19 protein-coding genes are annotated in these 22,897 nt (G+C 72.5%); 8 read left to right on the forward strand and 11 right to left on the reverse strand.

Annotated features, from left to right (window positions below; translation table 11 throughout):
* Positions 1-106: 106 nt before the first annotated feature.
* Both HALOF300_RS13785 and HALOF300_RS13790 read right to left on the reverse strand, forming a co-directional pair.
* Complete coding sequence (locus HALOF300_RS13785) at positions 107-1,012, reverse strand: hypothetical protein (RefSeq protein ID WP_156741513.1); 906 nt, start codon at positions 1,010-1,012, stop codon at positions 107-109.
* A 225-nt stretch (positions 1,013-1,237) separates the two neighbouring features.
* Positions 1,238-1,876 carry an HAD family hydrolase gene (locus HALOF300_RS13790; protein WP_156741514.1) on the reverse strand — a complete coding sequence of 213 codons (639 nt, stop codon included), beginning with the start codon at positions 1,874-1,876 and terminating at the stop codon, positions 1,238-1,240.
* A gap of 136 nt (positions 1,877-2,012) precedes the next feature.
* Here HALOF300_RS13790 and HALOF300_RS13795 point away from each other — a divergent pair, with 136 nt between their 5' ends.
* Both HALOF300_RS13795 and HALOF300_RS13800 read left to right on the forward strand, forming a co-directional pair.
* Positions 2,013-3,824: a patatin-like phospholipase family protein gene (locus tag HALOF300_RS13795; RefSeq protein WP_197522547.1), complete on the forward strand. Its 1,812-nt coding sequence runs from the start codon at positions 2,013-2,015 to the stop codon at positions 3,822-3,824.
* On the forward strand, positions 3,821-5,425 hold the full coding sequence (locus HALOF300_RS13800) for a patatin-like phospholipase family protein (RefSeq protein WP_156741516.1): 1,605 nt from the start codon (positions 3,821-3,823) through the stop codon (positions 5,423-5,425). The genes HALOF300_RS13795 and HALOF300_RS13800 overlap by 4 nt, the downstream gene beginning before the upstream one ends.
* A 27-nt stretch (positions 5,426-5,452) precedes the next feature.
* Here the strand turns inward: HALOF300_RS13800 and HALOF300_RS13805 are convergent, their stop codons facing one another.
* Positions 5,453-6,160, reverse strand: coding sequence for a hypothetical protein (locus tag HALOF300_RS13805; protein WP_156741517.1), 708 nt, complete (start codon positions 6,158-6,160; stop codon positions 5,453-5,455).
* A 77-nt stretch (positions 6,161-6,237) separates the two neighbouring features.
* The gene (locus HALOF300_RS13810) at positions 6,238-7,101 is read right to left on the reverse strand and encodes an amidohydrolase family protein (RefSeq protein ID WP_156741518.1); all 864 of its coding nucleotides are present in this window, start codon (positions 7,099-7,101) and stop codon (positions 6,238-6,240) included.
* A gap of 131 nt (positions 7,102-7,232) precedes the next feature.
* Here HALOF300_RS13810 and HALOF300_RS13815 point away from each other — a divergent pair, with 131 nt between their 5' ends.
* The 3 genes from HALOF300_RS13815 (at position 7,233) to HALOF300_RS13825 (ending at position 10,583) form a co-directional block, all read left to right on the forward strand.
* Positions 7,233-7,703: an AAA family ATPase gene (locus HALOF300_RS13815; protein ID WP_156741519.1), complete on the forward strand. Its 471-nt coding sequence runs from the start codon at positions 7,233-7,235 to the stop codon at positions 7,701-7,703.
* 114 nt (positions 7,704-7,817) lie between these two features.
* Positions 7,818-9,557: a pyruvate dehydrogenase gene (locus HALOF300_RS13820; RefSeq protein ID WP_156741520.1), complete on the forward strand. Its 1,740-nt coding sequence runs from the start codon at positions 7,818-7,820 to the stop codon at positions 9,555-9,557.
* 54 nt (positions 9,558-9,611) lie between these two features.
* A complete protein-coding gene (locus HALOF300_RS13825; protein ID WP_156741521.1) occupies positions 9,612-10,583 on the forward strand; it encodes a calcium/sodium antiporter in 972 nt (323 codons plus the stop codon).
* A 49-nt stretch (positions 10,584-10,632) separates the two neighbouring features.
* On the opposite strand, the gene HALOF300_RS13830 is transcribed toward HALOF300_RS13825, so the two are convergent.
* The gene (locus tag HALOF300_RS13830; protein ID WP_156741522.1) at positions 10,633-11,220 is read right to left on the reverse strand and encodes a TetR/AcrR family transcriptional regulator; all 588 of its coding nucleotides are present in this window, start codon (positions 11,218-11,220) and stop codon (positions 10,633-10,635) included.
* Between the two features lie 6 nt (positions 11,221-11,226).
* A complete protein-coding gene (locus tag HALOF300_RS13835) occupies positions 11,227-11,811 on the reverse strand; it encodes a sugar O-acetyltransferase (protein WP_156741523.1) in 585 nt (194 codons plus the stop codon).
* Positions 11,812-11,848: 37 nt separating this feature from the next.
* Here HALOF300_RS13835 and HALOF300_RS13840 point away from each other — a divergent pair, with 37 nt between their 5' ends.
* On the forward strand, positions 11,849-13,135 hold the full coding sequence (locus HALOF300_RS13840; protein ID WP_156741524.1) for an MFS transporter: 1,287 nt from the start codon (positions 11,849-11,851) through the stop codon (positions 13,133-13,135).
* On the opposite strand, the gene HALOF300_RS13845 is transcribed toward HALOF300_RS13840, so the two are convergent.
* Positions 13,074-14,408: an NAD(P)/FAD-dependent oxidoreductase gene (locus HALOF300_RS13845; RefSeq protein WP_156741525.1), complete on the reverse strand. Its 1,335-nt coding sequence runs from the start codon at positions 14,406-14,408 to the stop codon at positions 13,074-13,076. The two genes, HALOF300_RS13840 and HALOF300_RS13845, sit on opposite strands and share 62 nt — an antisense overlap.
* Positions 14,405-15,457, reverse strand: a complete 1,053-nt coding sequence (locus HALOF300_RS13850; RefSeq protein WP_156741526.1) for a semialdehyde dehydrogenase — start codon at positions 15,455-15,457, stop codon at positions 14,405-14,407. The genes HALOF300_RS13845 and HALOF300_RS13850 overlap by 4 nt, the downstream gene beginning before the upstream one ends.
* A gap of 501 nt (positions 15,458-15,958) precedes the next feature.
* Between HALOF300_RS13850 and HALOF300_RS13855 the strand changes: the two genes are divergently transcribed.
* Positions 15,959-16,897 (forward strand): intradiol ring-cleavage dioxygenase, encoded by a 939-nt coding sequence (locus tag HALOF300_RS13855; RefSeq protein ID WP_231955373.1) that lies wholly within the window; start codon positions 15,959-15,961, stop codon positions 16,895-16,897.
* Positions 16,898-16,914: 17 nt separating this feature from the next.
* Here HALOF300_RS13855 and HALOF300_RS13860 read toward each other — a convergent pair whose 3' ends face one another.
* Positions 16,915-18,606, reverse strand: coding sequence for an alpha-amylase family protein (locus HALOF300_RS13860; RefSeq protein WP_156741527.1), 1,692 nt, complete (start codon positions 18,604-18,606; stop codon positions 16,915-16,917).
* A 162-nt stretch (positions 18,607-18,768) separates the two neighbouring features.
* Between HALOF300_RS13860 and HALOF300_RS13865 the strand changes: the two genes are divergently transcribed.
* Positions 18,769-21,789 carry an AfsR/SARP family transcriptional regulator gene (locus tag HALOF300_RS13865; RefSeq protein ID WP_197522548.1) on the forward strand — a complete coding sequence of 1,007 codons (3,021 nt, stop codon included), beginning with the start codon at positions 18,769-18,771 and terminating at the stop codon, positions 21,787-21,789.
* Here the strand turns inward: HALOF300_RS13865 and HALOF300_RS13870 are convergent.
* Positions 21,690-22,577 (reverse strand): HAD family hydrolase, encoded by an 888-nt coding sequence (locus HALOF300_RS13870; RefSeq protein ID WP_156741529.1) that lies wholly within the window; start codon positions 22,575-22,577, stop codon positions 21,690-21,692. The two genes, HALOF300_RS13865 and HALOF300_RS13870, sit on opposite strands and share 100 nt — an antisense overlap.
* Positions 22,574-22,897: hypothetical protein (locus tag HALOF300_RS13875; protein WP_231955375.1), on the reverse strand; the 324-nt coding region annotated here is incomplete at its 5' end. The genes HALOF300_RS13875 and HALOF300_RS13870, both read right to left, overlap by 4 nt.

The following is a 22,897-nucleotide window of genomic DNA, read 5'->3' on the forward strand; positions in this document are numbered from 1 at the left end:
ACCCCCACCCTTCTAACCGCGTCAGCAGGAGACACCGATCGGCCGCAACTCGCCAGCGTCGACCTCGGGTCAGCGGCCACTCACCAGGGCCGCCCTCGGTCAGCGGCTAGTCGCCAGCGTCGTCCTCGGTCAGCGCCTCCCAGGCAGCGAACGCGAGCAGTCCGGGCACCTGGGCGATTCCGAGGACGCCGTTCTCCTTGAACGCCTCGTCCGTCATGTCCGTGAGGATCTCGTTGTAGCGGGTGCCCTGGATGCCGTCATAGATCAGGCCGCCGGCCACGCTCCCGATGCCCCAGGCCGCCCCCACCCCACCGGACACCGCCGAGCCGATCCATGGCGCCGCCGCGGTGATACCGAGAGAGGTGCCGTTCTGGACGATCGCGGTCGCGTCGCCCTCCTCGATGCCGGTCACCAGTCCGTGGGCGTCGAGGAAGGTGCCGAGGCCGGACAGTCCGGCCAGCCCCACGCGCTCTGCGTTGGTGACACCGGCATCGATGAAATCCCGGGCGATCTCGGCCGTGGCCAGGTTGTGCGCCATGTCCCCGAAGACGCGCAGCGTGCGTGCCTGCAACGCCAGCTCCGGCAGGCTCATCGCGAACGAGCGCAACCGTTCGAGGTTCGTTCGTAGGTCGCCGAATCGGCTCGGGGCCTGCCCTTCCGCGCCGCCGGCAGCCGCGCCGGCCGCGGTCCCTCCCGCAGCACGCGCACCGACACCCGCGTGCCTCGATCCGGCCGCGTCCGCACCGCTCGCCCGGAGCTGGTCCTCCGCCTGCTCGACGAGCTCGAGACCGGCGTCGATCAACGCGCGGGACACCCGCATGAGTGCGGGCGCCCCCTCCTGTTCCCAGGCGGTGCGCGCGGCCAGGGCGTCCGGGCCGTTCCAGATCATCGTGTGGCACAGACCGACCGTGATGCGCACGCCGATCGTGCGGAGCTGCTCCGCGCCGGCGGCGTAGGCCTTCGCCGTCGCGATCAGGGCATCGACGTCGCCGCCATGGGTCACGCTGCTCATCGGGTCCTCCCAGAACTGTCAGAGTGTCGGCGCGCGAATCCCAGGTCGACGCCGCCCGGGTAGCGCGACGCCCAAGAGGAGCGGTCACCGCTACCGGACCTCCATCGTCATCGCGCCGGGGACCCCGCGGCCAGCCCGACCGGGGTGGAACATTCCGGCGCATCACGACTGCCATCGCCCGCGACACCGGGCGACATCCGTGCGGTCTGGGAGAGGAGGCCCGCGTCAGGCGCTCGGTGCGTGTGAGGCGAACGCGAGGATGTCCGGTGCTGCCGCAGCGAGCGAGGGATAGTGCCTCTCGGCACCAGGAACCACCTCGCTGCAGTTCACGCACCAGACCGTCATGCCAGCGGCGACACCCGCGGTAGCGCCCGACGGCGAGTCCTCGACCACGAGGCAGTCGCGGGGTTCGACGCCGAGGCGCTCCGCAGCAAAGAGGTACGGATCCGGTGCCGGCTTGCCGTGACGCGTCGCGGCGTTGTCGACGATAACGGCCGGCACAGGTAGCCCGAGCCGTTCGAAGCGGCGCACCACCCGTCGTTCCGCGTTCGAGGTCACGAGCGCCCAGGTCCGACCTGCGAGTGCGTCGAGCAAGGCGGCGGCACCGTCGATCTGACGCACGTCGCCGTGCGAGGCGTCCTCGTCCTCCAGTTCATCGAACCTCGCCGCAGCAGACCGTGCGTCTGACCCCGGCAGCAGCTCGGCGGCGGTCTCCACCGGCCGGGTTCGCTGCGCCACCGCATACACGGTGTCCGGATCGAGCCCGACCTCGCATGCCCATTGCGCCCAGATCCGCCGTTGGCCAGCAAGGGCGTCGACGAGGGTGCCGTCGACGTCGAAGAGCACTGCGCGCGCGACCGTCATGCGCCCAGCCTGGCATCCAGACGACGCGGGGCAACCATCGCGCACCCGCCCGCCGCGTAACCGCAGCAGCATCCACCGGGTATGGGGCTACGGCAACCACAGCGCCTGCCTCCGGCGGTACCCCTACAGTGCGGGTATGGGGACCCCAGCCGATCTGCTGAGATCAGCACGCCACGGACTGATCAGACTGCTCGGGGGCGTCCCGGCGCCCCCGACCGCCGGGCCCGACAGCGCGAGCGGCCCGCAGAGCGAGGCCGCCCCCGCCCCGGAACCCGGGCCGGGCACCGCCGAGGCCGAGGTCGAACCCGTGGTCGGCCTCGTCCTCGGTGGCGGTGGCGCCCGGTCGTCGTTCGAGATCGGGGCGCTGTCCTACCTCTACGAGGTGGAAGGGATCACGCCGTCGGTCATCACGGGCACGTCCGCCGGATCGGTCCTGGCGGGCATCCTGTCCCAGCACGGCGACCTGGCCGGGCAGCGGCGCACGGTCGCCGAACTACGCCGGATCTGGCTCGGCATGACCACCAGCTCTGACATGTTCGCGGAGCTGCCATGGTTCACAGCGCTTCGCGAGGACATGCCCACCTGGCGCAGACTCGCCGCGATCCAGGTCCGGGCGACCAACCGGGTCTCGCTCGTCGAGAGCCTCGGCACGGTCCTCGCCGGCCCACGGCGCGCGGTGGACCGGCTCGCTGAGCGCGCGCGAGCGGTGGCAGCAGAGAACCGGGCCGGCGCGGCCCGGGCAACGGCCGCGGGGAGCGGGACGACCGCCGGGCGGAGCCCAACCCCGAGCGGGGCTCGCCCGCCGGCCGACGCGGACCGAGCCCTCGACAGGGATCCCGCGGCCTCCGCCACCCAGGCAGCATCCGATCGCGTTCCCCCGGAGCACGACCCGACCTCCGCCGGGTCCAGCCCGCTCGAACTCCTCTCCGCGCTCTGGGATGTCGGCCGCACCGGGCCGGACGTGAACGTCGTCCTTCGGGGCGCGGCGCGGGAGCGGTCGGCGTTCGTGGTGGGCCCGATCATCGACCAGTTGCTGGACCCAGCGGTGTTCGACACGGCGCTGCCGGCGACCTCCGGCGTCGAGCTGCGCCTCGCCACCGTGCACCTGGAGTCCGGCGAGCTGCGCTACGTCGACGGCGCCGGACGCCTTCGCGATGCCACCGACCGGCTCCTCGACGAGCACCCGGTCGCGCTCGATCAGGCGATCCTCGCCTCCTGTGCCATCCCCGCCGGACTGCCCCCGGTCCGGCTGAACGACGGCACCTACGTGGATGGCGGTGTTCGCGAGAACGTGCCGGTCGACATCGCCTACGCCAGCCTCGGTGTGGACCGGTGCTACGTCGTGACCGCAAACCCCGTCGGGCTCCCCGTGGCCGACGACTTCAACGGACAGGCACTGCTCGAGATCGTGATGCGCGCAGCCGCCGAGATCATGCCTGACGAGATCCAGGCAAACGAGGTCGAGCGGGCACACGCCCTCGGCGCCACGGTGATCGACCCCGAACTGGACATCCACGACATCATCACCATCGAGCCGGGCCTGATCGCGATCGCGATGGACTACGGCTACCTGCGGGCAGCGGACGTGTGCGCGAACGCCACGGAGCGCGAGCACGCCCGGACCCGGGACCTCATCAACCTCCGCCGCCTGATCTGGAGCGTGGAGGACGACATGGTCGCCGGGACCGGGCCGGCCACGGCCCTGGGTGCGCCGACCGCGAGCCTCGGCGCCGCCGTCGACCCGGGTTCCGGCGAGCCCCAGCTAGAACCGGCGCTCGCGGAGCTGAAGCATCGTCTCCACGACCTGGTCGGGGAGTTCCCACCGGAGCGGCTGCCACCCGGTGCCCTCGACTGGTGGCGCACGTGGGAGAAGCACGCCACCCCGATCACCGCCACGCCCGACTGGCTCGACACGGACCCGGCATCCTCTCCTACCCTTGAGTCATGACCGGTGCACCGGACCTGACCACGAGTCTGCGGCATCGGCTCATCCGCCTGCTCGGGGGCGAACCCGTGCCCGGCGGGCCGGCCGCCGTCCCCCGTCCCGAAGCCGGTCCCGCCGAGCCCGCCGAACCGGCGCCGCAGCCCGAGGAGGTCCTCGGTCTCGTCGTCTCCGGCGGCGGCGCGCGCTCGAGCTTCCAGATCGGCGCACTGACCTACCTCTACGAGCAGGACGGGTTCGCCCCGCAGGTCATGACCGGCACGTCGGCCGGGTCCATCCTCACGGCCGTGATCGCGCAGTACCCCGACCAGGCCGGGCAGCGGGAGGCGGTCGCGGATCTGCGCCGGCTCTGGCTCGGGATGCGCAGCAGCTCGGACCTGTTCGAGGAGCTGCCCTGGTTCACCAAGCTCCGCGAGCACATGCCGACGTGGCGCAAGGTGATGGCGCTGCGGCACCGGCCAAGCAACCGCACCGCCCTGACCACCAATCTCGCGTCCGTGCTGCAGGGCCGGATCAAAGCCGTCGAGCGACTGACCGCACGGCAGTCCGAACACCACGAGGAGGCGACGAGGCACGCACCGGCCGAAGCCTCGCTGGTGACCGTCGACCATGACCAGACACCACCCGAGCACATGCCTCTGTGGTCCTCGGGCAACGTCCTGGACACGCTCGCCACGATCTGGGAGGCCGGCCGCACCAGCACCGACGTGCAGACGATCCTGACCGGGGCCCAGACCGAGCGCGCCGCCTTCCGCCCGGGTCCGCTGGTCGACCGGGTCTCCGACCCACAACTGTTCGACGCCACCCTGTTGGCCGCCTCCGGGGTCCGGTTCCGAGCCGCGGTGGTGGCGCTCGAGTCCGGCGAGCTGCGCTACGTCGACGAGCTCGGACGCCTGCGCGACCGCACCGACGCCCTACTGCCCGAGGAGGACCCGGTCGACCTCATCGAGGCGATCCGGGCCTCGTGCGCGATCCCGGCCGTCTTCGCGCCGGTCCGGCTCAACGACCAGCACTACGTCGACGGCGGAGCCCGGGAGTCCTTGCCCGTCGAGATCGCGGTGTCCGCGTTGGGCGTGACCCGCTGTTTCGCGGTGGTCGCCTCCCCGGCCGGGCTGCCGTGGGACGGTGGTTACGCGGACAAGGACATGCTGGAGATCGTGATGCGCAGCGGCTTCGGCATCATGACCGACGAGATCCAGCTCGACGAGATCCGACGCGCCGAGTCCGCCGGGGCCATGGTCATCCAGCCAGAGCTGGACATCCACGACCTGCTCACCGTGGAGCCCGGCCTGGTCTCGATCGCGATGGACTACGGGTACCTGCGCGCCCGCGACGTCTACTCGGACGCGTCCGCCGACGTGCACGAGCACACCCGCAACGTGATCAACCTGCGCCGCCTCATCTGGACCACCGAGGACGAGATGTTCAACCCGGCCCGCGATCCGGCCCTGGTCCGGCCGCCGATGTCCGAACTGGTCGAACTCAAGTTCCGGCTGCGCGAGCTCCTCGAGGAGCACCCGGCCACGCTCCCGCCGGGTGCCGCATCCTGGTGGCGCACCTGGGAACGACACGGCTACCCGATCGGTGAGGAGCCGGACTGGGTCTGACGGAGCCAGGCTCAGGAGCCGCCGAAGTCAGAAGTCGCCGAAGCCGCCGAAGTCCTCGAAGCCACCACCGAAATCACCCAGACCACCAGCGTCACCACCGCCGGCGTCGGCCGCAGCATCACTGCCGCCACCGTCTGCACCCGCGTCAGCGCCGCCGTCGGCCCCAGCCTCAGCGCCGCCATCGGCGGCCGCATCCTGCGGCACGGCCTGGGTCGGGTCGGCGAACGCCGGGCCGAACAGGGCGTTCGCGACGGCCGAGCCGATCACCACACCGGCGATCGTGCCGAGCAGGCTGGAGCCCATCATGGCGCCGAAGCCCGGGCCGCCGCGCTGGCCGCCGAAGGTGCGTTCGAGGGTGCCCGGCTCGCGCACCTCGGCGCGGGTCGCCATCCGCGCGAGGTCCTGCGGGGAGTCCGAAGGCGCCCGTTCCGCAGGCGGGACGACGGCACCGAGGTCATCGAGCACCTGCCGCCGCTGCTCCGGCGTGAGCCGTGAGAACGCCTCGGCGTGGGCCTGTTCCACGGCCTCGGGGGGCGCGGTGCTCACGAGATACCGGTACCGGTCGATCGCGACCTGATCGGGGGTCCGTTGGGTGTGGTTCTGACCGGCCGGCGTGGGCCGGACGTAGGCGCCCTGGGGGTGCTGCCCGTACGCCTGGCGTCCGGGCTGCTGGTTGGCGCGATAGGGGTCGTAGTCGTTCGGCTCGCGGCCGAGGATCCGGTCGAGCAGACCCATGATGAATCCTTCCGGGCTGGGAGATGTCTCCCCCTGCTCAACGCATGGAGCCCCGCGCGGGTTCCCCCACCCGGCGCTCAGGCGGCCTCCAACGGGTCCAGTCCGTACCACCGGGTCGCGGCGCCGGTGAAGAACTCCCCCCGCAGGGCATCGTCGGCATCGACCACCTCCAGCGCAGCCTCGGCCGCCGCGACCACCTGGGCGTAGGAGCCGCCGATCAGGCAGACCGGCCAGTCGCTGCCGAACATGATCCGACGCGGACCGAACGCCTCGAGGGCCGCGTTGAGATAGCCGGCCAGGGTCAGGTCGGCGGCGCCCAGGTCGCCCGTCTGGGTGGCGTAGCCGGAGAACTTCAGCGCGACGTTCGGCGCCGAGGCGAGTGGCGCGATCAAGGCGGCCCACTCCCCCGGCGTGGTCTGGTCCAGGTCCGGCTTTGCGAGGTGGTCGACCACGAACGAGGTGTCCGGATGCGCCCGGACCGCCTCGGCCGCAGCAGCCAGGTGTTCGCCACGCACAAGCAGATCGATGGTCAGGTCACGCTCGCAGGCGGCCGCGAAGGTCCGCGCCGCCTCCGGTCCGGCCAGCCAGGCCGGGTCGGCGCGCTGCTCGCTCAGGTCCCGCAGCCCGACGAGCAGATCCGATGCCGGATGGTCGGCCAGCGCGTCGAGTCGCTCCATCAGGTCCGGGGCGCCGAACGGCACCCAGCCGACCACGCCGAGCACGTGCTCGTGTCGCGCGGCGAGGTCGAGCAGGTATGGAGTCTCGGAGTCCTGCGGCACGGTCTGCACGACGACGGCGTGGGTGACCCCGGTGGGTTCGGCGGCGGCCAACCACTGGTCCACGTCGAAGTCGCGGCCGATGACCGGTGCCGACTCCGGCCCGATCCAGTCCTGCGGGTGCACGGCCAGATCCCAGACGTGGTGATGGGCGTCGATCCTCATGGGTCACATCTTGGACCCCGGGTCCACACCTCGGGCAACCCGGCTCGCCGTCCGGGCGCGGCCGGCGCGCGACGTGCGGCCCGCGTGACCGGGGTCCGCCCAGGAAGTGGAGCGCGCGCAACAATGCACCCATGGCTCGCATCCTCATCACGGGTATGTCCGGAACCGGCAAGACGACCGTCCTGGCCGAGTTGGGCCGTCGCGGACACCTCACGCTCGAGACCGACGAGGGCGGCTGGGTGCTCCCGGACGCCACCTGGGACGAGCCACGCATCACTGCGCTGTTGGACGAGCATCCGGACCTGTTCCTGTCCGGCACGGTCGAGAACCAGGGCCGCTTCTACGACCGGTTCGACCACGTGGTCCTGCTCAGCGCGCCGCTCGAGGTGATGCTCGAGCGGGTCCGGCGCCGGACCGGGAACCCGTACGGCGCCACCCCGGAGCAACGGGCCGAGATCGCCCACTACACCGAGACCGTAGAACCGCTGCTGCGCGCCGGCGCGAGCCTGGAGCTGGACGGTCGGCGCCCGGTGGCCGAGCTCGCCGACGCGCTCGAGGAGCTGGCCGGCGGCGGCGAAAGGCACGCCGGAGGCCCCCGGTAGCGTTCCGGGACCAGCCCCCTGGCCGAGCGACGTCCCCTTCCGCGGGTGGCGCCGGCGCCGGATCCCGGGAGAATGGACGAGGTCCACCCCCACCGCTCGGAGGGAAACTCCACCATGGCCGTGACCGTCGCCGAACAGCTTGTGAACCAACTCGTGTCGGCTGGGGTGAAACGGATCTACGGGATCGTCGGGGACAGCCTGAACCCGGTGGTCGACGCCGTCCGGCGCACCGCCGGGATCGATTGGGTCTCCGTGCGCCACGAGGAGGTGGCCGCGTTCGCCGCGGCCGCGGAGGCCACGGTGACCGGGGAACTCACGGCGTGCGCGGGCTCCTGCGGCCCCGGCAACCTGCACCTGATCAACGGCCTCTACGACGCGAACAGGTCACGGGTGCCGGTCATCGCCATCGCCTCGCACATCCCGACCAACCAGATCGGTACGCAGTTCTTCCAGGAGACCCACCCGGACCGGCTCTTCACCGAATGCTCGGTGTACTCCGAGATGATCTCCAGCCCATCACAGATGCCCCGGGTTGCGAACACGGCGATCGCGCACGCGCTAGGTGCGCCCGGCGTCGCCGTGCTGACCCTGCCCGGAGACGTCGCGGATGAGGAGGTCTCCGACACGGCTCCGACGGTGTGCGTCACGAGCAACCGCCCACGGGTGGTGCCGCGCGATGAGAACGTGGCCGAGCTTGCCGACGCCATCAACACCGCGAAGAAGGTGACGTTCTTCGTCGGAGCGGGCGCCCGCGACGCCCACGACGAGGTGATCGCGCTGGCGGATGCAGCCGCGGCCCCGATCGGGCACTCCCTGCGCGGGAAGGAGGTCATCCAGTACGACAACCCGTTCGACGTCGGCATGTCCGGCCTGCTCGGCTACGGCGCCTGCTTCGAGGCGATGAACTCCGCCGAGCTGCTGGTCCTCATCGGCACCGACTTCCCCTACGACCAGTTCCTGCCCGACGAGGTGCGCACCGCCCAGATCGACATCGACCCGACGCACCTGGGCCGTCGGACCCGGCTCGACCTGAGCGTGGTCGGCGACGTCCGCGAGACGATGCTCGCGCTCGCCCCGCTGGTTCGGCGCAAGTCGAACCGCCGGTTCCTGAACTCCATGCTCAAGAAGCAGGAGACCCTCATGGACAAGGTGGTGAGCGCGTACACGAAGAAGGTGGAGCGGACCACCCCGATCCACCCCGAGTACGCGGCCGTGCAGCTGGACGAGACCGCGGGCGAGGACACCGTGTTCACCGTCGACACCGGCATGTGCAACGTGTGGGCGGCGCGCTACCTGACCCCGAACGGCCGCCGCCGGGTGATCGGTTCGTTCCTGCACGGCTCGATGGCCAACGCGATGCCCCACGCGATCGGAGCGGCGTTCGCCGATCCCAGCCGCGAGGTGGTCGCGATGTGCGGTGACGGTGGCCTGTCCATGTTGCTCGGGGACCTGATCACCATCAGGCACTACGACCTGCCCGTGAAGGTCGTCGTGTTCAACAACGCGAGCCTTGGCATGGTGAAGCTGGAGATGCTCGTCGAGGGACTCCCGTCCGCGTTCACCGACTCCCCCACCGTGGACTACGCGGCCATCGCGACCGCGATCGGGATCCCGGCCGTCCGGGTGGAGCACCCCAAGGACCTGCGCAAGGCCCTGGCCGGCGGCTTCGATCGGTCCGGCCCGGCGCTCATCGACATCGTCACGGACCCGAACGCGCTGTCCATCCCGCCGAGCATCACCGGCAAGCAGATCAAGGGCTTCGCGACGGCGATGACCAAGGCCGTCCTCGGCGGTGGCGGCGCCGAGGTGATGTCCATGGCCCGGTCGAACCTGCGGAACATCCCACGCCCCTGACCACCGCGTGAAGGCGGGCCCGCCAACCCCTCGGGCTCGGTATCGTGACTGGCGATGCCCGCCCCGATAGCCATCCTCCTCGGACTGCTTGCGCTGATCGGTGGCGCCGAACTCCTCGTCCGCGGCGGGTCGAACCTCGCCGCCCGGCTGGGCATCTCGCCGATCGTCGTCGGCCTCACGGTCGTCTCGCTCGGCACCTCGATGCCCGAACTGGCGATCGGGCTCCAGGCCGCCACCTCCGGCAGCGCCGGGCTCGCCATCGGCAACATCGTCGGCACGAACATCGTCAACCTGCTGCTGATCCTCGGGCTGAGCGCGCTGATCCGACCGATCGCGTTGGAGACGCGGACGGTCCGCACGGACCTGCCGGCCATGCTGGTCGCGTCCGTGCTGCTCGTGCTGATGGCGCTCGACGGCGTCCTGTCGCTCTGGGAGGGCGTCCTTCTGGTGGGTGCGGGGCTGGCCTACACGCTGCTGATCGTCCACACCGCGAAGCGGGAGTCCGCGGCCGTCAAGCACGAGTACGACGAGGAGTACGAGGTCCCTGAGCGAACGCGGACCGGCCGGCGTGGCCTCGTCGACCTGCTCCTGCTCGTGGGCGGCATCGCGATCATCGTGTTCGGCTCGGACCTGCTCGTCGGCGGCGCCGTCGAGATCGCCACCGACCTCGGTGTGTCCGAGGCGGTCATCGGCCTGACCATCATCGCGATCGGCACCTCGGCCCCGGAACTGGTCACCACGATCGTCTCCACGATCAAGGGCGACCGGGACATCGCGCTCGGTAACCTGCTCGGCTCGAGCGTGTACAACATCGTGTTCATCCTCGGTGCGACCATGATCGCTTCCCCCGCCGCGATCGCGGTGCCCGCGGAGGTGCTCCGGGTCGACCTGGTCCTGATGTTCGCGGTGGCCATCGCGTGCGTCCCGGTGTTCATGTCCGGGCGCAAGATCAACCGGATCGAGGGCGCGATCTTCGTCGGCGCGTACGTGGCCTACCTGACCTACCTGATCGTCGCCCGAACCTGATCCGGCGACCGGCAGCCACACCGGCGCGATCGGTCACAGCGCTGATCTTCTAGGCGGACCCGGCGCAGACCCGCTCGATGGCCAACGCGACGACGGCCCGGTCCTGCGGCTGCGTGTCGAGGGCACGGTGGATGCTCAGCCCTTCGATGAGGGCGTCCACGATCCGCGCGGTGGTCGGGTCGAAGTGGCGTTCGAGCGCCGTTCGACTGGCGTTCATCCAGGCGTTCGTGAGCGCACGGTAGGACTCCTCGCGAGCGGCGAGCGTGTACAGCTCATGCGTGAGGACCAGGTCCCGGTGGGTGCTGAGCAGGTCGTCGCTGATCAGGGTGACGAGGGCCGCTCGCGCGGCCCCGGCGTCGCCGGCCTGCGCCATCCGCCGCTCGAAGGTGGCGATCACCGCAGCGGTGAAGGCACCGAAGGCCTCCTGCAGGAGTTCGTCCATACCGGTGAAGTGGTAGGTCATCGAGCCGAGCGGCACGTCGGCCGCCGCCGCCACCCGTCGGTGGCTCGTGCCCGCCACGCCGTGCTCTGCGATCACGTCGAGGCAGGCCTCGATGATCCGCTCGCGCCGGTCCGGGTCGAACCGGCGGCCCCGCCGAACCGCCGGACCGCTCGAGTTCCCCAACGCACCGGACATTCGCGCTCAGACGCTCCGGACCACGCGGGCGGGGTTGCCGACCGCAACCACGCCCGGGCCGATGTCCCTCGTCACGACCGCGCCCGCCCCGATGACCGAGTCGTCCCCGATGCTCACGCCCGGGCACACGATGACGCCGCCGCCGAGCCAGACGTTGTCCCCGATCGTGATCGGGCGCGCAGCCTCGAGCTTGTCCCGGCGCGGACCCGGCTCCACCGGGTGCGTGGGCGTGAGCAGCTGGACGTTCGGGCCGATCTGGCAGTCTGCGCCGATGGTGATGCTCGCGACATCGAGCGCCACCAGGTTGTAGTTGATGAACGTGCGCGCGCCGATGTGCAGGTTCTCGCCGTAGTCCACGAACAGCGGCGCCTTGACGAACGCCCCCTCGCCGAGCGTCCCGACCAGTTCGGCGAGGATCGCCCGCGCTCCCTCCTCATCCTCGGCGCCGGCCCGGCGGTAGGCCTCCTGGAGCCGGGCCGCGCGCTGCGCCAGCCGCGCGTTCTCCGGGTCGTCGGCGATATAGAGATCACCGTCGAGCATCCGCTCCCGGTTCGTGCGGGGGTCGCCCGCGAAGTGGTCGTCCGAGCTCATGTCACGATCCTATCCTGCGATATGTACGATCGTACATATGAGTGCCATTGTCCGAACCCGCCCCGCGCCGGTCGATCGCCGTGCCCGCGGCGCGGTTGCCGCCCTGTTCCTGACCAACGGTGCCCTGTTCGCGAACCTCCTGCCGCGCTACCCCGAGATCAAGGCCGCGCTCGGACTCGAGAACGCCACCTACGGCCTGGTGGTCGCGGCCTTCCCGGCCGGGGCCATCGCCGCCGGCCTGGCGGCCGCGACCCTGATCCGCCGCTTCGGTTCAGGACGGGTCGCGGTGGCCGGCACGATCCTCACCGCCATCGGCGTGCTCACCGCCGGTCTCGCACCGTCGGTGGGGCTGTTCGCGCTCGCGTTGTTCCTCGGTGGAGCGATGGACGCGATCACGGACGTCGCGCAGAACGCCCACGGACTGCGGGTGCAGCGTCGCTACGGGCGCTCCATCATCAACTCCTTCCATGCGGTGTGGTCGATCGGCGCCGTCCTCGGGGGTTCGATGGCCGCTGCCGCGATCGCCCTGGAGCTGCCGCTGGGCGTGCACCTGAGCATCTCGGCGGTGCTGTTCGGCACGGTGTCGCTGGTGGCGCTGCGGTTCTGCCTGCCGGGGCGCGACGACGAGCACGCGGCCTCGGTGGCCGAAGGCGCCGGTGCGGGAGGCGCCACCGGTGGGGTGTCGCACGCGGCCCCGCGACGGGCGCGGGTGAGCCCGCACACCGTGTGGGTGCTGGCCGCCCTGGTGCTGGTGGCGACCGCCGGTGCGGTCGTGGAGGATGCCGGCAACTCCTGGGCCACGCTCTACCTGTCCGGTGCTCTCGGCGCGCCCGCCGCGCTGGCCGCGATCGGCTACATCGCGCTCGTCGGTGCGCAGTTCGTGGGGCGGATCCTCGGGGACTCCTTCGTGGACCGGTTCGGGCAGCGTGCCGTTGCCCGAGCGGGTGGCCTGATCGCCGCGCTCGGGATGGGTACTGCGCTGGCGTTCCCCTCTGTGCCCGGCACGATCGCCGGGTTCGCCGCCGCCGGATTCGGCGTCGCGACGCTCGTCCCGGCGGCCATGCACGAGGCCGATGAGCTGCCAGGTCTGCGCCACGGCACGGGGCTGACCGTCGTGTCGTGGCTGATGCGGCTCGGGTTCCTCCTCTCGCCGCCCCTGGTCGGCCTGATGGCGGACGCGACGAGCCTGCGCGTCGGCCTGCTGATCGTCCCGGTCGCCGGGCTCGTGGTGGTTGGCCAGGCCGGGGTGCTGCGTGGACGCGCTACGTCTGCCGAGCCGGCACGCGAGGGCGCACCGGCTCCGGCCGCGAGCCGTGCCGGCTGACCGAGGACCGATCCGCGCCGGCTGCCGGCACGACCTGCTGCACCCCCCGCCGGTCGGCGCCACGCACGCTGCGCGAACGCCGGACGAGGTCGCCCACGACGGCGAGCGCCCGCCGTCGGGACGGCATGAAACGCAGGAAGAACACCATCCGCAGCACCCAGGCCAGGGCACCGGTGAACGGGATCCCGTAGAGCTCGCTGATCGAGCGGCCGAGCCCGAAGGACGCTGCGCGGCCGAGCCCGCGATAGCTGAAAGGCCGCCGGACCCGACCCGCGTACCCGGGCAGCCCGAGCTCGTTGTGCAGGCTTGCGGCCACGTTCGCGCCGGCGTGCGCACCCGCCTTGATCGCCCAGAGCGCGTTCGCCGGCACCGGCTCGCGGGTGCCCGGGCGGACCACCCGTGCGGCGTCCCCCGCCGCCCAGATCCCCGTGGTCACGGACAGGTCCGGCCCGGTGGCGAGTCGCCCGCGGTCGTCGCCGAACTCCTCGAGGCCCCCGATCGCGACCGGCGCCTGCCCGACCGTGGCGATGACGATCCCCGCGCGCAGGTAGGTCCCGTCGGCCAGGCGTGCCCCGCCGTCGTCCACGGCGGCCACCCGCACCCCGGTCCGCACCGCGACCCCGAGCCGGATCAGCTCGGCGCGGGCGCGGGCGCGCAGCCGGGGCTGGCTGTCGAGCTCGGGCAGCAGGCGTGGCCCGGCGTGGACCAGGGTGACCTGCAGATCGCCGGCGCCACGGTCGGCCGCGGCCGCGGCGAGCTCCACGCCGGCCAAGCCGCCGCCGACCACGAGGATCCGACGATCCACGCTGCCGGCCGGTGCGTCGACGGCCGTCGCGACCCGGTCGGAGAGGGCCCGGATGTCCCCCGGGCCGCGCAGCGTGCGCCCGTGGTGGGCCATCCCCGGAACCCGGCCAACGGGCTCGCGCCCACCGGTACCCACCACGAGCGCCGTGTAGGAGAGATCGGAACGGACGCCGTCGTCGACGCGTTCGATCTCGACGAGGCGCTGCCGACGGTCGATGTGCACGGCTCGCGCGGGCAGGATCCGGGCGTGCGGCATGACCTCGGCCAGCGGCGTCCGGGTGCGCTCGTACGGCAGGATCCCCGCGATCACCTCGCCGGTGAAGCCGTGGAAGCTGTGCGCGTCGTCGGGGCTGATCACGACGATCTCGACCCGGCCGCTGCGGACCTGGCGACCGAGCCGGCGCATCAGGGCACGGTAGGCGAACAGAGTCACGTAGCCGCCGCCGAGGAGCACCACCCGGGCGTTCATGCCGCTACCAATGCCGCGGTCCCGGCCAGGGGTTTGCCGAAGGAGGTGGGCGCGGCGGGGGTGAAGCCGAGATGGGCCAGGTCCGCGGCGAGGGCCCGGGTGTGGGCGACCTGCTCGAGCGTCGGCACGCCGAGGCAGAAGTGTCCGGTGTGGCCGGTCAGGGACAGCAGCGCGGTCTCGGCGAAGCAGGCGTAGGCACGGCCGTTCGGCAGCCCGATGTCCCCGCCGGTCAGCCGCAGGCTCGGGATGCTCACGATCCCGCCGTCGACGATGGTCACGTCCGGGCGGGCCACGAGCAGGTCGGGTGCGGTGTTTCGTGGTTGCGTCGCATCCAGGACGACGGCGCCCGGCGCCAGGTGCTCGGGCCGCACCAGGGCATCGGCGGAAGCCGTGAGCAGGATGACCAGGTCCGCGTCGGCCAGGCCGGTCAGGTCCGTGCCGATCGTGGTCGGCGCCCGGGGGCCGATCCGGTCCGCGAGCGCCTCCAGCCGGGGACGGGACCGGGCGATGAGGCTGAGGTGGTCGACCGCGGCGTCCGCAGCGAGGAGCTCGCTGACCGCACCGCCGACGCTGCCGCTCGCACCGACGACGGCCACGCGCCGGCCCGGTGCACCGGGCCGGTCGTCCAGGAGTTGGCGGGCCTGGGTGTCCACGATGGCGGCCGTGAAGGCGTTGCCGTTGGTGACGCCGACGTCGGTGCGCCCGGACAGGCTCGAGCCGCCGCGGGTGACGGTCGCGGTGAGCGCCCCGAGTCCCACCACCTCGGCCCCGGTGCGGGCGGCCACGTCGACGGCCCGGTGCACCCTGGCGCGTCCCTCCACGGGTGCCTCGAGCAGATGCCGCGCGCCGTAGGGCACCATCACGATGCGCCCGACCCGACGGCCGTCGATCTGCACGCCGGCCATCGTGAACGGCCGCAGTGGCAGCCGGCGCAGTGCCAGGTCGTAGTAGCGCTCCGGCACGCGGGCCAGCGGCGCCCAGATCAAGCCCATGTCCGGGGCCAGGCGGGTGCGCGGGTGGACGAGGAAGGCGAAGGAGGCGTCACGCATCGACGTCGGTCCTCTCGGGGAGTCGGGGGATCCGGTAGGGGGCCCGGGTAGCAGGAAGAGGCGCCGCCGAGCCTCGTTGATACGCGATCGTCCGAGCCGGCACCCGGGACTCCGCTGACGCGAACTGTCGATAGAACCCCGCGCCACCCGCATCTCGGGTCAGCGGAACCAGGTCGGCGCCAGCACCCCCGGGACTCCACTGACGCGAACTGTCGATAGAACCCCGCGCCACCCGCATCTCGGGTCAGCGGAACCTGTCGAGGGCCGCCACGACCGCCAGGCCCGAGATCGTCGGCTCGCTCGCGCCGCCCTCAGTGACCTCTCAGGATCCGCCCAGGACCGGGCCAGCCGGCGTCCCCACACTCACCGCAGGGCGCGTCATGCGCACCGATCACGAGAAGGCGAGAGAACATGTTCAACCGGCGGCGAAGCACGATCCTTGGTCCCCTGCGGCGGACCACCCGCTCGAGACGACCGGGCTCGGGGCCGACGGCGATCCGGGTGGAGGGTCAGCCGGCGGACCCGAGGACGCCACCGGGGGCGGGCGAGACGAGCACGGCCGAGCAGGAGGAGTGGCTCGACGCGGACGGCAACGTCCTCGACGAGGAGGACCGCGGCCTCGTCTATGACCTCGGGACCCTGTTCGACCGGCGCACGGCACTCGGGTTGTTCGGTGCGGCGGGGGTCGGGCTGCTCGCGGCCTGCACGAGCGGCGCGACCCGGACCGGGACCGACCAGACGTCGGCGCCCACGTCCGCCACGCCGTCGGGCTCGTCGGAGCCGACCACCGATGCGAGCACCGGGGACGCGGTGTCCGTCACGGAGGTCCCCGACGAGACGCAGGGCCCCTATCCGGCGGACGGCTCGAACGGGGTGAACGTCCTGGACGACTCCGGCATCGTGCGTTCGGACATCCGGTCCAGCTTCGGCGCCTCCACGACAACGGCGCAGGGGGTGCCGCTGACGTTCTCACTGACCGTCCGGGACGCCGCGACCGGGCTGGTCATGCCGGGCCTGGCCGTCTACGCCTGGCACTGCGACGCTGACGGGAACTACTCCCTGTACTCCAGCGGGGTCGAGAACGAGAACTACCTGCGCGGCGTGCAGGAGACGGCGGCGGACGGCACTGTCACGTTCACCTCGATCTTTCCCGGCTGCTACTCCGGCCGGTGGCCGCACATCCACTTCGAGGTCTACGAGTCCCTCGCGAACGCGACCAGCAGCGGCCGGATCCTGAAGACCTCCCAGATCGCCCTGCCGCAGGAGGTCTGCGAGGCCGTGTACAGCCAGGCCGACTACCCAGGCAGCACCCGCAACCTCTCCGGGACCAGCCTCACCAGCGACAACGTCTTCGGCGAGGACGGTGGGATCACGCAGCTCGCCACGGTCAGCGGGGACGTCTCGGGTGACTACGTCTCGACGCTCACGATCGGGATCTGACGCAGCGGCCCGAGCGGTCAGCAGGCGCCGGGCTGCACCCCCCAGGGCGAGGTCCAGTCCACCTCGAGGTCCCCGTCCGCGGTGCGCCAGCGCCGCGGGGTCGTGGTGCTCAGCCAGTCCAGCGGCTCGATGCCGCCGCTCTCACCGCCGTCCAGGGCGAGGCGTAGCGCCGCACGCAGGTCGGCGTCCACGGCGTCGGTCCGGGTCGCCGGGTCGATGGAGCAGAACAGCGCGGTGCCGGAGCGGGCGATCAGGTCCAGGAACACCCGGTTGCGCTCCCACGGCGTGTGCGGCGTGGACGGTACGCAGTCCGCGTCGGCCATGAAGAACCGCCCGTGCTGCGGCATCCGGAACGCCAGGGTGTTCACGCCCATCCGCCGGGTCCGCTCCCAGTCGTGACCGGATGTGTCGTCCCCGGTGCGGTGCACGTCCTCCAGCCCGGCGGCCAGGTGCCCGACGGTGTTGCAGCCGATCACCACCATGTCACCGGCCGCCTCCCGGATCCGGCGGTAGAGGGCCACCAGCACCTCGGCGGTGGTGCGGGTCGAGTCGGCGAGGCGGCGGCCCGGGTCGGTCAGGCTCGCGCCCATCTCAGGTCCGAACCGGCCGAACGTGTCATAGGTCGAGAAGTCGTGCTTGACGAGCTCGTAGCCCCACTCGCGGTATCGCTCGAAGTCCTCCTCGATGCCGGCCAGCACGTCCGGCGCCGACGGGTCGAGGGCCCACTCCCCCGGGCCACCTGGCCCGAGCGCGGTATGCCTCGGCTCGGCGCCGCGCTCGAGCAAGGGCCGGGTCCACAGACCCGGGCGCGCGCCGATCTCGGTGATCCGGGCCGCCGTCGCCGCCATGTCGTCGAAGACGCCCGGCAACCCGGCGTCCCACGGGCCGCCCGGCGCCACCCCGCCCGGGCTCCAGCCGGCGTCGATTACGCTGAACGGCCGGACCGGGTGCCCGTCCGCGAGCTCGACGACGGTGCGGGCGTCGGTCAGCACGGCCGCCTCGTCGAAGTCGGTGCCGTAGGCGTAGTACCAGTTGTTCGCACCGACAACCGGCCCGACGGCGGAGTTCGCCCGGGTCAGTGGGCTCGCCATCGTGGCCACGGCGAGGTGGGCGGCTCGCCACGGCGAGCCGGTGGCATCGGTGCCGGCGTTGTCGGTGCCGACGGCGTCCGGCCCACCGAACCTCCGCACCGTCGCGGCCTCGAGGGTGCGGCCGGCGAGGGTCGTCGGCCCGCCGCCGCTGCGGGCGTCCAGCCAGAGCGTGAACCCGGTCTGGTCCACCGACCAGGAGCAGAACGCGCCGGCGGCGACGTCCACGCCGAAGCCGGTGGTGACGCCGTCGCCCGGTGTGTGCGCGAGCCAGTACCAGGGCAGCAGTCGTTCGCTCTGGAGGTGTCGCCACTGCAGGTCGCCGTAGCCGCGCTCCCAGGCGTCCCCGAGGATCAGCGCGTCCTCGGCGAGGGTGTGCGTCCAGCGCACCGCCACCCGGGACACGGTGGTGGCCGAGTCGATGCGCACCCGGGCGGCGCCGCCGCCGTCGGGCGTGAGCGCGACCTCGATCCCGCCGGCCGCCCAGCGGCCGGTCCCGGCCGGGCGGGCGGCCGTCAGTGCACCGCCGGGCAGGTCCTGGACGAACACGGCGACCGGCTCGGCCGGATGCGGGAGGGCACCGGCACGGTGGGCGGCGGACGGGCGCGGATCGGCGGTCATGCGGATGGCTCCTGGGGGTCGGGCGGTGGGTCGGCGGTGACCGAGCAGCGCGGTTCGAGCACGCTCGCTGCAGCGTAATCGCCCTTCCTTTCCTGGCCGCGCAGGAGCATGATCGAGCGGACACGCGCTGGGGGCGCACCAACCGGGGGTGAATCGCGCGGCATGCGTTTTGGGGTATTGGGACCACTGCTGGTCCTCGACGGCGAGACGGACGTGACACCGTCGGGTCGGCTGCAGCGGACCCTGCTCGCGCACCTGCTCGCCCACGTCAACCGGCCCGTCACCCCCGGCGTACTCGCCGAGGCGGCCTGGCCGGGCGAGCCCGACGGCGGTCCCGGCCGCCTCCAGGTCCACCTGCACCGCCTGCGCAAGGTGCTCGACAACCCCGACCGGGTCAGCCACGGCCCCGACGGGTACGTCCTGCACGCCGACGCCGACGAGTTCGACGCGACCCGATTCGAGTCGCTGCGCAGCCGCGCCCTCGCCCCCGGCCTCGATCACACCCAGATGCTCCCGCTCGCGGCCGCGGCACAGGCGCTCTGGCGGGGCGATGCGTACGAGGGCCTCGACGGCGATGCGGTGCATGCCGAGGCGTGGCGGCTGACCGAACTCGACCTGGAGCTCCTCGAGGTCCGGTACACGGTGGAACTCGGTCACCACAACCACGCGGCGGTGCTCAGCGACCTCGCCGCGCTGGCGGCCCGGCATCCGCTCCGGGAACGGCTCCAGGGGCTGCTCATCACCGGCCTGTACCGCGCCGGCCGACAGGCCGACGCGCTCGAGCACTACCGCCGTACCCATCGCGCACTCGCCGACGAACTGGGCGTGGAACCCGGGCCGGAGCTGCGGGGGGTGCACGCCCTCGTGCTCTCCGGCGAGGCCGCCGCACCCACAACGGTCCGCCAGCGTCCGAACCAGCTCCTCCCCGCCGTCGCCGGCTTCATCGGCCGGCGGGCCGACCTGGCAGCGCTCCAGCGCGCCCTGCGCTCCGGCGCCCGGGCCGCTCTGATCGCCGGGCCGGCGGGCGCCGGCAAGACCTCCCTCGCCCTGCAGTGGGCGCACGATCACCTCGAGGAGTACCCGGACGGCCAGCTGTACGCCGACCTGAGCGGGTTCAGCGCCAGGCCGCCGCTCACGGCGAGCGGGGTGATCGCGTCCTGGTTGCTCGCTCTCGGGGTGAACAGCGACCTGATCCCGAACGATCTCGACGGCAGGTCCGCCGTGCTGCGCTCGCTGACCGCCGACCGCCGGCTGCTGCTGGTCGCGGACAACGCCGGCGAACCCGATCAGGTGCGGCCGTTGCTGCCCGGCGGTGGCACCTCGGTCCTGCTGGTGACCAGCCGCCATGCGCTGCCCGGTCTGGTCGGACGCGACGGCGTGCCAAGGGTTGACCTGGGCGGGCTCACCGAGGCCGACGCCGTCGCCCTGCTCGCCGCGCACACGCAGGAGCAGGAGTTCCTGCCCGCGTTGGCGAAGCGGTGCGGCTACCTGCCGCTGACGCTGCGCCTGCTCGTCGAGCGGATCGGCACCGGAACCCAACCGACGGCGGACCTGCTCGCGGAGCTGGACGACCATCGCACCCGCCTTGACCTCCTCGACGCCGCCGGGGATCCCGACGCCGGTATCCGCTCGGTGCTGAGCTGGTCCTACGAGAACCTGACCGAGCCGGACCGGTTGCTGCTGCAGTACCTGGGTGTGTTCCCGGGCACGAGTCTGGAGACCGCCGAACTGGCCGCACTGGCGGACATCGACCTCGCCACCGCTCGGCGCGGCATCGACACCCTGGTCCGGATGCACCTCGTGGAGCCGACCGGGACCGGCGCCTTCACCCAGCATGACGTGCTCGCGGCCTACACCCGCGAACTGGCCGAGCACAGCCTCGGCGCGGTGCAGCGACAGGAGGCCCTGGCCCGCCTCGTGCGGCGCCTCACCACCACGGCCTTCCTCGCCCACGACACCTGGGACCCGCCCCGGGCACCACACCGGGCCGAGTACACCGACGGCGTCCGCTCGCCGTTCGAGTCCGCGAGCCTGGCCGCGAACTGGCCGGAGCAGCGGCGCTCGGACCTGGTTCAGGTGGCGTTCGCGGCCCGGGCCGCCGGGGTCGGTGGGCTGATCCCGCTCGCCCAGGCCACGGTCCCGCTGCTGTACGCCCAGGGCTACCTCGACGAGTGCGCGGACCTGCTCACCCAGTCCGTGGAGTCCGAGGCCGAGGACACCGCGGACGTGCCCGCCATGGAGGTGTCGCTCGCCGCCGTCCTGAGCAATCTGGGCGAGCGCGACAGTGCCATCCGGCGCACCGAGAAGGCGCGGGAGTCGCTGCGCGCAGCCGGGAACCGGGAGCGGGAGTCCGTCGCGGTGTTCAACCTCGGCTGCTACCAGTACGAGCTCGGGCACCGCACCCGGGCCGAGGGGCTCTTCCGCGAGGCGCTGGCGCTCTTCGTCGAGTCCGGGCACACCCTGCACCGTTCGCGCGCGCTCTGCGAGCTCGGCGCCACGATCATCGGGCTCGGCCGGATCGCCGAGGGGCAGCGCCTCATGCAGGAAGCGCTCGTGATCGCCCGGGCCGAGCGCGACGACGACGAGCGGGCCATGATCCTCGACCGGCTCGCCTCGTACGCCGTCGAATGGCTGGACCTGCCGACGGCGCGTCAGTACGCCGACGAGCTGTCCACCCTGGTCCGCCAGCGCCAGCTGCGACGGAGCGAACCAGCGGCGTTGTGCTGGCAGGGGATCCTCGCAACCGAGGACAACGACCTCGATCGTGCCGGGGCACTGGTCGACGAAGGGCTACGGCTCGCCCACCAGATCCGGGAGTCCGGGCTGGTGCCGCGGATGATCAACGTCCGCGGGATGGTGGATGCCCGCCGCGGTGACCACGGCACCGCCCTCGCGCGTCATCAGGAGGCCCTCGCCCTGGCCGCCCGCGCCCGCGCACTGCCTGAGCACGCCCATGGGCACCGGCACATCGGCCGCACCTACGAGGCGCTCGGCGACCTGCGTGCGGCGACCCGTCACTACGCCCGTGCGGTGCAGCAGTACGCGGCCTACGAGCGGGTCGGGCGCTACCCGGACCTGGCCGCTCAGCGGCTCGCAGCGCTGACCGGGGGCATGGCGGCCGCCGGCGGCGCCATCGCGGTGGAGGCGACCGCCCGACCGGCCGGGACGACGTCCATCAGCTGACGGACCCCGGCCCGCAGTGCGGTGAGTACCGCGTCCGGGCTCGCGGCCACGCGGCGCACGGTGGGCAGCTCGTCGAGTTCGGCGAGCCCGGTGCCTACCACGACCGCTCGGTCCGCGGCCCGCAGCAGGGCCAGGTCGTTGCGATCGTTGCCGAACGCGAGCACTGCCGTGCGGGCACCGTCGAGCAGGCCCGCGAGCGCGGCTGCCTTGTCCACACCGCTGGCCACGACATCCATATCCCCGGTCTCGTGGGGAAAGACGTCCACGCCCTCGAGCGCCTCGAAGGTCCGCGCCCAACCCTGCGAGTGGGCCACGGTCACCTTGACCACGCCGACCAGGTCCGGCACCCGCCCGGGCGCCAGCACCCGGCGGTGCCGGGCGCCCCACCAGGGCAGCGAGTCGTGGTCGGTGGCGACGAACTCGTGCCCGTACTCCAGGCAGTAGGCGGCGCCGGCGGCGCCGAGCGTCGCCACGATGTGCCCGACGGCGGTGGCCGGGATCGCGGTCCGGGTCACCGCCGCGGTAGGCGCCGCGTGAGCGCCGCTTCCGCGGGCCGGAGCCGTGCCGGACCGGCGCACGACGAGCGCACCGTTGCAGCAGACGAGGTCGAACCGGTGCGCCCGGGGACCGAACCAGTCGCCGACGCACCGCGGGGTGCGGGAGGTGGCCAGCACCACCCGGGTGTCCGGCGCGGCCGCGAGAGCGAACAGTGCGGACCGGATCGACCGGGCCGGGCGGCGCCCGCCGAACGCGATGGTGCCGTCCAGGTCGCTGACGATCGTCCTCATCGCCGGCCGCCGGCCCGCACGCTCGGCCTCGAGGCACGTCGGCTCGCGAGCAACTCACGTGCCGCACGCTCACGGGCGAGCAACTCGCCTGCAGCACGCTCACGCTCGGCCCGGTCACGGATGAGGAGCTCACCGGTGGCTCCTGCCCTCGGCACCCGCGCACCGGTCTCCTCGGCGTCGGCGACCCACTCGCCGCCCTCATCCACCAGTGCGACCCGCGTGCCGATCACCTCCACGCTCGCGGCCCGCGGCGCCGCCCGACGACGGCCCGACACGTGCGCACCCCGCCGGCGCGCCCGCGCGGCCCGCCCGTCCCGCGC

The sequence above is a fragment of the Occultella aeris genome, from assembly GCF_902703175.1.
GTDB lineage: Bacteria > Actinomycetota > Actinomycetes > Actinomycetales > Beutenbergiaceae > Occultella > Occultella aeris.